Source organism: Streptomyces sp. NPDC046939 (assembly GCF_040644575.1).
Lineage (GTDB): Bacteria > Actinomycetota > Actinomycetes > Streptomycetales > Streptomycetaceae > Streptomyces.
On the sequence record NZ_JBEYWV010000022.1, the window covers coordinates 151,913 to 161,078 of the forward strand.

10 protein-coding genes are annotated in these 9,166 nt (G+C 71.7%); 4 read left to right on the forward strand and 6 right to left on the reverse strand.

From position 1 onward, the window contains the following. Positions 1 to 68 precede the first annotated feature (68 nt). The gene (locus ABZ877_RS24260; protein ID WP_361074630.1) at positions 69 to 1,379 is read left to right on the forward strand and encodes an MFS transporter; all 1,311 of its coding nucleotides are present in this window, start codon (positions 69 to 71) and stop codon (positions 1,377 to 1,379) included. A gap of 55 nt (positions 1,380 to 1,434) precedes the next feature. Continuing rightward, positions 1,435 to 2,013 (forward strand): hydrolase, encoded by a 579-nt coding sequence (locus ABZ877_RS24265; protein WP_361074603.1) that lies wholly within the window; start codon positions 1,435 to 1,437, stop codon positions 2,011 to 2,013. Positions 2,014 to 2,025: 12 nt separating this feature from the next. Here the strand turns inward: ABZ877_RS24265 and ABZ877_RS24270 are convergent, their stop codons facing one another. Then, on the reverse strand, positions 2,026 to 2,526 hold the full coding sequence (locus tag ABZ877_RS24270; protein ID WP_361074605.1) for a hypothetical protein: 501 nt from the start codon (positions 2,524 to 2,526) through the stop codon (positions 2,026 to 2,028). 93 nt (positions 2,527 to 2,619) lie between these two features. Here ABZ877_RS24270 and ABZ877_RS24275 point away from each other — a divergent pair, with 93 nt between their 5' ends. Further along, positions 2,620 to 3,111, forward strand: coding sequence for a helix-turn-helix domain-containing protein (locus tag ABZ877_RS24275; protein ID WP_361074607.1), 492 nt, complete (start codon positions 2,620 to 2,622; stop codon positions 3,109 to 3,111). Between the two features lie 76 nt (positions 3,112 to 3,187). On the opposite strand, the gene ABZ877_RS24280 is transcribed toward ABZ877_RS24275, so the two are convergent. Continuing rightward, a complete protein-coding gene (locus ABZ877_RS24280) occupies positions 3,188 to 4,291 on the reverse strand; it encodes a histidine kinase (protein WP_361074609.1) in 1,104 nt (367 codons plus the stop codon). After that, positions 4,288 to 4,941: a response regulator transcription factor gene (locus ABZ877_RS24285; protein ID WP_361074611.1), complete on the reverse strand. Its 654-nt coding sequence runs from the start codon at positions 4,939 to 4,941 to the stop codon at positions 4,288 to 4,290. Before ABZ877_RS24285 ends, ABZ877_RS24280 begins: the two co-directional genes overlap by 4 nt. Positions 4,942 to 5,090: 149 nt before the next feature. On the opposite strand from ABZ877_RS24285, the gene ABZ877_RS24290 reads away from it, so the two are divergent. Next, complete coding sequence (locus tag ABZ877_RS24290; RefSeq protein ID WP_361074612.1) at positions 5,091 to 5,855, forward strand: BPL-N domain-containing protein; 765 nt, start codon at positions 5,091 to 5,093, stop codon at positions 5,853 to 5,855. A 54-nt stretch (positions 5,856 to 5,909) separates the two neighbouring features. Here ABZ877_RS24290 and ABZ877_RS24295 read toward each other — a convergent pair whose 3' ends face one another. From ABZ877_RS24295 to ABZ877_RS24305, 3 genes are read right to left on the reverse strand one after another with little or no spacing between them, the layout of a single operon-like run. Beyond that, complete coding sequence (locus ABZ877_RS24295; RefSeq protein WP_361074614.1) at positions 5,910 to 6,743, reverse strand: methyltransferase domain-containing protein; 834 nt, start codon at positions 6,741 to 6,743, stop codon at positions 5,910 to 5,912. After that, the gene (locus ABZ877_RS24300) at positions 6,740 to 7,855 is read right to left on the reverse strand and encodes a hypothetical protein (RefSeq protein WP_361074616.1); all 1,116 of its coding nucleotides are present in this window, start codon (positions 7,853 to 7,855) and stop codon (positions 6,740 to 6,742) included. Before ABZ877_RS24300 ends, ABZ877_RS24295 begins: the two co-directional genes overlap by 4 nt. Further along, on the reverse strand, positions 7,852 to 9,072 hold the full coding sequence (locus ABZ877_RS24305; protein ID WP_361074618.1) for a GNAT family N-acetyltransferase: 1,221 nt from the start codon (positions 9,070 to 9,072) through the stop codon (positions 7,852 to 7,854). The genes ABZ877_RS24300 and ABZ877_RS24305 overlap by 4 nt, the downstream gene beginning before the upstream one ends. Positions 9,073 to 9,166 lie beyond the last annotated feature (94 nt).

The window sequence follows — 9,166 nt, forward strand, 5'->3', positions numbered from 1 at the left end:
CCGCCGAGCGCATACGCCGGGCACGCACGGCCGACCCGGGTGGCTTCGACCGCCGCCTCGTCGTCCCCATGATCCTCGGTTCGGTCCTGAACCCGATCAACTCCTCGATGCTCGCGGTCGCGCTGATCCCCATCGGCCGCGCCTTCGGCGCCCCGCCCGCGCAGACCGCATGGCTCGTCACGGGCCTCTACCTCGCCACCGCCGTCGGCCAGCCCGTCATCGGCCGGCTCGTCGACGCGTTCGGCCCGCGCCGCCTCTACCTCGCGGGGACCGCCCTGGTCGGCGTCGGCGGCCTCCTCGGCACACTGGCCCCGAATCTGTGGACACTCGTGGCCGCGCGAGTCCTGCTCGGCTTCGGCACGTCCGCCGCCTACCCGGCCTCCATGTCGCTGCTGCGCTCCGAGTCCGACCGCACGGGGCGGAGGAGTCCGAGCGGCATCCTTGCCGCGCTGTCGGTCTCCGCGCAGGTCATCGCCGTCATCGGACCGACGCTCGGCGGCCTCCTGATCGGCGCGGGCGGCTGGCACCTGATCTTCGGGGTCAACGTGCCCCTGTCTGCGGCCTGCCTCCTGCTCGGCACGCTGTGGCTGCCGAGGACGAAGGGCACCGTCCCCGACACCCGCGCCGACGTCCCCGGCATGGTCCTCTTCACGGTGTCCCTGACCGCGTTCATGCTCTTCCTGACCGACCCGCGCGCCGACCGCTGGTACCTGCCCGTCGTCGGGGCGGCGACCGGCTTCTGGTTCGCCCGCCGCGAGCTGGCCGTCGACAGCCCCTTCATCGACCTGCGCGTCCTCGGCGGCAACGCGCCGCTGCTCGCCACCTACGCCCGCCAGCTCCTCGCGTACATCACGTCGTACGCCTTTCTGTACGGGTACACGCAGTGGCTCCAGGAAGGGCGCGACCTGGGCGCCTCGCACGCGGGGCTGCTCCTGCTCCCCATGTCTCTCGCGGCCATCGCCGTCACCGCGCTGACCGGGCGGCACGCGCGCGTACGCGGCAAACTCGTTGTCGGGGCCGTCGTTCAACTCCTCGGCTGCCTAGCCCTGTTGCTGCTCGACTCCGGGACCGCGATCTGGTTCCTCGTCGTACTCGGCGTCGTCTTCGGCATCCCCCAGGGCCTGAACGGACTCGCCAACCAGAACGCCTTGTACGCCCAGGCCGACCCGGCCCGCATGGGCTCCGCCTCCGGTCTCCTGCGCACCTTCACCTACCTGGGCGCGCTGCTCGCCTCCGCCGCGAACGCCGTCTTCTTCCGCTCCGGCGCCACCAGCGCGGGCCTGCACGGCATGGCCTGGCTGCTGATCGCCGTGGCCGCGCTGTTCCTGATCGCTTGCGTGGCCGACCGCTCACTGAGCCGCGTCGGCCGCGACACGTGACCCCAGCAATCCCTTCCCCCCCAACCCTTCTCCTTCTTCGAAAGAGAGCTTCCGTATGCCCGTCACCACACTGGACCCCGCCACCGCCCTCGTCGTCATCGACCTCCAGAACGGGGTCATGGGCGCGCCCGGAACCCCGTACAGCACCGCTGACGTCCTGGAGCGCACCGTACGACTGGCCGACGCGTTCCGCGCCCGGGACCTGCCGGTCGTCCTGGTCCGTGTCACCCACGCCGCCGACGACGCGGACGCCGTACCCGGCCGTACGGAGGCGCCGCGCCAGGCCGGTGCCCGCCCCGAGGGCTGGGACCGGATCGTCGACGCGCTCGCCGGGCACCCGGGCGACATCGTCGTCACCAAGCGCAACTGGTCCGCGTTCTACGGCACCGACCTCGACCTGCAACTCCGCCGCCGCGGCGTTACGCAGATCGTCCTGACCGGCATCGCCACCAGCATCGGCGTCGAGTCCACGGCCCGCGCCGCCCACGAGCACGGCTACCACGTCACCCTCGCCACCGACGCCATGACCGACCTGTCCGAAGAGGCCCACCGCAACAGCGTCGAGCGGATCTTCCCCCGCCTCGGCGAGACGGGCGGCACACAGGACGTACTGAAGCTGCTCGCCGAGAGGTGACACCACCCCCGCTCATCCGGGCAGGCGGGCATGTTCCGCCCGGCTGGCGGCGATCCGCTCGCGCGCCAACGTACGGGCCCGCCTGGCGTCGCCCCCAGTGAGTCGCGCGAGGATCGACGCGAGCGGCCTGATCTGGCCCCGGCCGCCCCAGTGGCCCTCGGGGATCTCGGTGGGGAAGACCCAGATCCGGCCGGCGTCACGCGGCCAGGCCCCGTTCTCCGCGTCGAGGATCGCCTCAGTGACCTCTGCGACGACGTTCGCACGCTTCTGTTCGTCGAGCTGGCCCTCGGGGACGGACGGCACGACCTTGTAGCGCGGCGCGTCCGCGGGTTCTCCGCCGACGTAGACGCCGGCCGGCCGGTGCAGCCAGAGCCAGGAGACGGAACGGCTCACCGGATCAGCGGGGTCGAAGCCCTCGTTGCGGATGAGGATGTCGGTGATGCGGTTCAGCAGCGCCGCCTCGGCGTCCGGCTGAAGCGCCCCGTCGGGGATGTACACGTCGAGCATGGGCATGGTCGGGCTCCTTGGTGAGTTTATTTCTTCAACTCAGACGGAGCCTACGAAGGCTGAGTACGGGTTGTAAACCCAGAGAGTTACACTCGTTCCATGGAGACCCGGCGAATCGACCCAGTGAACTGCTCGGTGGCGCGCGCCCTCTCGGTGGTGGGGGAGCGCTGGTCGCTGCTGATCGTTCGTGAGGCGCTGGACGGCGCGCGCCGGTTCGGGGAGTTCCACGCCCGCCTCGGGATCGCCAAGAATCTCCTGGCGACTCGGCTGGAGACCTTGGTGACCGCAGGGGTGATGTGCCGCGTGCCCTATCAAGAGCCCGGGGACCGGCAGCGCTTCGCCTACGAACTCACCGAGCAGGGCCGGGCGTTGCGGCCCACGCTCGTGGCGCTCCTGGAGTGGGGCGACACCTACCTTGCCGACCCGGAGGGCCCGTCGGTCATCGTCCGGCACCGGCCCGTCGACGATGCGACTGCCTGCGACGAGCCTGTCAAGGTCGTCCTCAAGTGCGCCGCAGGGCACAGCCACATCGCCCCGGAAGACGTCTGCCGCACGCCTGGGCCGGGGGCGCGCTTCATGGACAGCCTTTGACGCGAACCCCGAACCCCGAACCCCGAACCCCGAACCTCGGATTGCGTTTCGTGAGCGCGCCGTTCGGCGGCAGCGATCAACCATGCCGGTTCGGAACGCACAGCCGCACCCGCCAGCCACCGTCTTCGCACGGCCCCGACTCCAACGTGGCGCCGAGGAGTTCCGCACGTTCGCGAAGGCCGACGAGGCCCTGGTGTCCGCTGGGCAGGGAGAGGGCGGGGCGGACCGGGGCGCTGTTGGTGATGGTGACACCGTAGGCCACGCCGTCGCGCCAGAGTTCGACCGTCGCGGCGGCGCCGGGGGCATGCTTGCGCGCATTGGTCAGCGCCTCCTGAACGGTGCGGTACAGGGCACGCTGGGCCGGGGCGGGAACGTCGTCCGGATGGGGGAGTCCGCCCGTCAGGGCCACGTCCGGGCCGCTGCGGCTGACGAGGCGGCGGAGGTCGGCAAGGGTGGGCTGCGGGGCGAGTTCCGCGGTGTCGCCACCGGAGACGCGGAGCAGGCTGACCATGGTGCGGAGCTCGTCGAGGGTGTCGACGCTGAGCGCGCGGATCGTACCGGCCGCCTCACGGGCCCCGTCGTCGGCGGCGGTGACCTGGAGGGCCCCCGCCTGTACGGCGATGAGGCTCACCTGGTGCGAGACGACATCGTGCATTTCGCGCGCGAGCCGGGCCCGTTCGCGGGCGAGGACGGTCTGCGCGTGCAGTTCCCGTTCGTGCTCCTTGGCCGCCTCGGTCTCCGCCAGTTGCCTACGCAGCTCTCGCCGGGCCTGGACGAGCTGGCTCAGCAGTACGGGACCGGTGGCCATCGCGAGCATGTAGACGAAGGTGACCAGTGTCCAGGTGCGCTCCTGGCCCGTGAAGTCCGTCAGCGGCCAGGGAGCGGCGGTGGTGAGCGCGAAGAGGACCGCGTACAGGGTGAGCAGCCGCCGGTCACGGGTGTGCGCGGCGAGGGTGTAGAGCGCGGCGACCGGCGCGATGAGGATGTCCTGGACCAGGGTGCCAGGCAGACAGAGCAGGAAGGCGGCGCGGGGGAGGCGGTGGCGCAGGGGCAGCACCGCGCAGGACAGCACGCCGAGGGCGAGGCCGTAGGAGCTGTCGTCCTCCAGGTTGAGCCAGAGGTCGAGCCCGGCGAAGGCGACCAGGACGGGGTCGGTGAGCGCGGTGGAGATTCTGTTCATCGTTTGGCCAGCAGCCCCGCCCGCTGCGCGAGCAATGCCGCTTGGACGCGGCCGTCGACCCGGAGCTTGGCCAGGATCGCGCTGACGTGGTCCTTGACCGTTCCGCCGCTCAGGTGGAGCCGGTTGCCGATCTCGGTGTTGGAGAGCCCCTCGGCGACCATGACGAGCACGTCGCGTTCCCGCTCGGAGAGCCGCTCGACGCGGGCGGTGGCCTGGCCGGCCTCCCCTGCGCCGGGATGGCGGCTGAGCAGGGAACGGGTCGCCTTGGGTGACATGACGACGCCGCCGGAGGCGAGCATCCGTACCGCCTGCGCGAGCTGGGCCGGCTCGGTGTCCTTGAGCAGGAAGCCGGCCGCCCCGGTGTCGAGGGCGCGCAGGACGTACTCGTCGGTGTCGAAGGTGGTCAGCATCGCGACGACCGGCCGTTTCGGGGCGGGCAGCGCGCACAGTTCGCGCAGGACGGTGAGGCCGTCCACGTCCGGCATCCGGATGTCCAGGAGGACTACGTCGGGCTGGTGCTCGCGGACGGCTGCGAGGGCCTGGCCGCCGGTGGCCGTGGCGACCACCTCGATGTCGTCGGCGGCGTTGAGGATGAGCCGGAATCCGGAACGCACGAGCGCCTCGTCGTCGACCACCACGGTCCGGATCATGTGTGTGCTCTCCTGTATGTCGTCACGTTCCCAGTCACGTCCCGAACCCTATGACCCGCCCGTCCCCAGTGGTCACCCGCTGGTCGGGGGAGGCGTGCCCGCCGACCGGCGGGTACCGGGGGAGAGACGGAGTGGAGCAGGGTGAGGCCATGACCGACACGCGCCTCACTCGTCGCTCCCTCGTCCTCGTCGCCGTTCTCGTGAGCGTCGCCCTGCCGGCCACCGCCTGCACCCCGTCCGCGGTGCAGGAACGACGCCCCTTGGCAGTGATCTACGACGGTCCGCAAGGCTGCTCCGACTGCGCGCCGACCGTGGCCAAGGTGCTGCGCGAGTCGCCGCAGCATTTTCGGACCAGGTTCGTGAAGGCGCCTCTGCGCGCTTCCGACCTCGCCGGGGCGAAGCTGTACGTGCAGCCGGGCGGCGGCGCTGACCTGGAGCGGACCTGGAAGGACCTGAAGGGTTCCGCAGATGTCCTTCGTACGTGGGTCAGGGAGGGCGGCAGCTATCTGGGACTGTGCTTCGGCGCCTACCTGGCGGGCAGCGATCCGGGCTTCGACCTGCTGCCCGGCGACACGGACGGCTATGCCGACTCCGAGGGCGCCGTGGTCGACGACGACCGCGACACCGTCCTGCGGGTGATGTGGCGGGGCAAGCCGCGCCACATGTACTTCCAGGACGGCCCGGCCTTCCACTTCAAGCAGGGCGACAGCGCCGACGATGCCGAAGTCCTGGCGACCTACCCCGGCAACGGTCTGCCCGCCGCTGCCGTCACCCGCTACGGCAAGGGCCGGGTCGGAGTGAGCGGGCCCCACCCGGAGGCCGATGCCTCCTGGTACGAGAACGCGGGGCTGGAGAACCCCGACGGCATCCGTCCTGACCTCGCGTACGACCTGATCGAGGCGACCGTCGGCTGATCCGCTGTCGCTGCCCAGTTCGCCGATGGCCGTCACTCTCCGGCCAGCCGGGCGTCACGGGCTGGTGGGTCGTGTCCCCCATGCCTGGAAGAGGGTGGCGTGCACGACCAGGGTCTCGGGATCGGCGAGGTGTCGAGAGAGCGCCGCGATGTGGTCGTCCAGTTCGGCGTCGGTGATGAGGCCGTGCTCGGTGAGGGCCGGCCGGCACAGTTCGGCTCGGTCGACGAGCAGGGTCTGGTAGGGGTCTGTGTGCTGGAAGACGTGTGTCGATGCCCGGACACGGACATCGCGGAGTCCGCGTCGGCGCAGCATGCCGGGCAGTCGGCGGCCCAGCATGACGTCCATGCCGTTGCGGGCCCAGAGCTCCGCGAGCGCCGTGACCAGGCGGTCCCAGGAGGGGTGGGGCGGTTCGCAGACGCGGGTCAGCCAGTCGACGTCCTGCACGGCTACGGTGCCGCCCGGCCTGGTCAGGGCGAGCATTTCGTCGAGGACCAGGTCGGTGTGGGGGACGTTCATGAGGACCAGGCGGGTGTGGACCAGGTCGAAGGAGGAGTGCGGCAGGCCGGTGTCCGCGGCGTCCGCGACGGTCAGCGAGACGTTGGACAGGCCGTGTTCGGCGATGGTGCGGCGGGCCATCTCGATCATGCGGGGTTCGGCGTCGACTCCGGTGACCTGACCTGTTTCCCCGACTCGTGCCGCCAGCGCGTCCATGATGCCGAGTGGTCCGCAGCCGACGTCGAGGGCCCGGTCGCCGTCGCGCAGGGGCACTCGGTCCAGTAGGGCTTGTGTGTCGGCCTTGAGCAACTCCCCTTGGAAGATCAGGCGTTGGCGCTCCTCGTCCTCGGCTCCGAGGAGGTACGGGGAAGGAGTGGAGGGTGTAATGGTCATGGGCCTTCCTTCTGGTCGGGCGGGGAGGAGGAGCAGGTCTGCCGCAGCCGGTCCCGGAGTTCCAGGAGTTCCCGGCTCAGGTCGGGCAGGTCCGCCGGACGGAAGACGGCCGGCAGATCGGCTCCGTACGCGCGGAGGGCGGCGTGTGTGCCGGGGGTGAGGCGCAGCAGGCCGTCCTCGCCGAGCCGCACGCCGTCGAGGTGTTCGCGCTCGCGGTGGAAGGCGACGGCCTCGGCGCGGGACATTCCCGGAGGCAGCCGCAGGGAGAGGACGGAGCCGTCGATGCGTACCGGGTAGCCGCCCGGCAGCCCATGGGGCGCGGGCAAGTGACCTGTGTAGGAGAGGGCGGGGTCGGTGAGGGCGTGCAGTGCCGGCACGGCGCTGTGGGCGCCGAGTTCATTGAGGAACGCGCGGGGCATGGTGCGGACCTCGTCCAGCACTTTCGGCAGTTCGGTGAGCGGCGCGCCGTCCAGCCATGCGGCCGCCTCGTCACGGAGGTCGTCCGGGGCGCTCAGGTGTGCGTGGTGTGCCAGGAGGGACAGCCGGGACTCGTCACGCAGGCCGAGCCGGGCGCAGGTCGCGGTGGCGAGGGTGGCGACGTTGCCCAGCCCGCACACGACGGGCAGACCCTCGGCGTGCAGCGCCGGATTGACGAGGTCGGGGAAGCAGGCGTTGACCACCTGGGTGCCGGGTGAGGCGTCGGCGCAGGCCAGGACGGAGTCGCGGACCAGCGCCGCCTGGAGGGGCAGCGTGGCGCCGAAACCGGCCCGGCGCAGCAGCCGGGCCCAGTCGGAGTCCCGGGTGCGTGCCTCGCTCGGCGACTGCGGCGACGCGCAGACGATCAGCAACGTCGGTCGCAGGGACCGCAGGAGCGGGCGCAGCCGCTCGGTGGGAGCGGGTCCGGCGTCGTGCGGCACGAACGACACCTGTGTGCCGGCCAGTGTTCCGTGGCCGGTCGCGAGCGCGGCCACGTCGCGGGCACGCTGACCGGTGCGGCCGATGACGTGCACGGTGGTGACGCGCTCCGGGCGATGGGCCAGGCCGCGCAGGAGGCACTGGGCGAACGCCCCGGTTCCCAGGACGGCCCAGGTACGGGCCGGGTCGCCGGTCACGACGCCACCGGTACGGGCGTCGGGACGGTGTCGTCGAAGAGTGAGGCGACGGGGACGGTGTGGGGGGCCGGCAGACCGGGGCAACGGGCGCTGAGGTCGAGCCGGGGCGGGCGCCGGTCGTCGGCGAAGTAGACCGGGATGAGTGAGCCGTCCGGTCCGTGGCACAGCAGCGGGTTCGCCACGAGGAAGTCGCGCAGGGCCGGGCTGTCGCGGCGTGCGTAGAGGCGGATGCGCTTGGTGGAGAAGTGGTTCGGCGGGAGGACGACGCGTGGGCCGAGGCGGCGCTTCCACTGGAAGATGCCCTTGCTGAGGAACGCCTCCGTGCCGAAGAAGTCGACGCGGGGGACGCCTTGCGCCTGGGCCCAGCGCAGCAGGTGGTGGTAGACCGCTTTGAAGGTGCCGTCGCGGTAGAGGTCCTCGTCGCCGTCCAGGACGCCCAGGAGGCGGGTGGTGAGCGTGGCCTTGTCGTCCGACCAGTGGCACAGGACGCCCGCCACGCGGTGACCCCGGTCGGTCAGGAAGAAGAGGCTGCCGCTGGGCAGGATGGCGTGCCGCGCCACCGGCCATGCCTCGGTCCGGCTCCGGTCGCCGTGCCGGGTCGCCATCGTCGGCAGATGCATACGCCGGTAGAAGAATTCGAGGGCGCCAGGAGTGGTCTCCTCCGTCCAGGCCCAGTCGTGTCGTGCCTGGTCGCGGCGGAACTGCCAGCGTTCCCGCTTGGAGATCTGCCGCTCAAGTTCGTCTAGTTGTGCCGGTACGTGGACGGTGAGATGGACCCGGAAGGGTGCGGTGACGCCGCGCTGTGCGGGCAGCTGGGCCAGTCGGTCCGCTTCCGCCCCGATGACGACCAGGTCGGCCGGGGGCAGGGCGCCGCGGGCGAGATCGCGCCACGCCACCAGTTCTTCTTCCCGGCCGCCGGTGGACATGCCGAGCGCGCTCCGCTGGTGTTCCAGCAACTGGAGGATGTTGGTGCGGCCGGCGGGCAGCCCCACGTAGGCGATGTCCAAGCGGCCGTGCCGCTCGCGGGAGACGACGGCCCGCACCCGTGCCGGTGCGTCGTCGACGAGACGACGGGTGGCCCGCCAGGCCGGGTGCCGGCTGTTGTTCCAGGTGTAGCGCAGGCGTGCCGGCAGTGAGGCGGCGAGATCGGATGCCGGGTGGGGGACGGGTGGACCGGTCGGCGTCGCCGGTTCGGACGAGCGGGGTGAGAGCAGCAAGAGGGCTCCGTGTCTGCGGGAGGGCTGGGGCGGGGGGCGGGGGCGGGGCGGGGGGCGCGGGGGCCGCCGCCGGGGGGGGGGGGGGGGGCTGGGC

Bases quoted from the DNA above. Each gene is read 5' to 3' on its own strand.
- ABZ877_RS24260 (WP_361074630.1), top strand. From the start codon at position 69: ATGATCCTCGGTTCGGTCCTGAACCCGATCAACTCCTCGATGCTCGCG.
- ABZ877_RS24265 (WP_361074603.1), top strand. From the start codon at position 1,435: ATGCCCGTCACCACACTGGACCCCGCCACCGCCCTCGTCGTCATCGAC.
- ABZ877_RS24270 (WP_361074605.1), bottom strand. From the start codon at position 2,526: ATGCCCATGCTCGACGTGTACATCCCCGACGGGGCGCTTCAGCCGGAC.
- ABZ877_RS24275 (WP_361074607.1), top strand. From the start codon at position 2,620: ATGGAGACCCGGCGAATCGACCCAGTGAACTGCTCGGTGGCGCGCGCC.
- ABZ877_RS24280 (WP_361074609.1), bottom strand. From the start codon at position 4,291: ATGAACAGAATCTCCACCGCGCTCACCGACCCCGTCCTGGTCGCCTTC.
- ABZ877_RS24285 (WP_361074611.1), bottom strand. From the start codon at position 4,941: ATGATCCGGACCGTGGTGGTCGACGACGAGGCGCTCGTGCGTTCCGGA.
- ABZ877_RS24290 (WP_361074612.1), top strand. From the start codon at position 5,091: ATGACCGACACGCGCCTCACTCGTCGCTCCCTCGTCCTCGTCGCCGTT.
- ABZ877_RS24295 (WP_361074614.1), bottom strand. From the start codon at position 6,743: ATGACCATTACACCCTCCACTCCTTCCCCGTACCTCCTCGGAGCCGAG.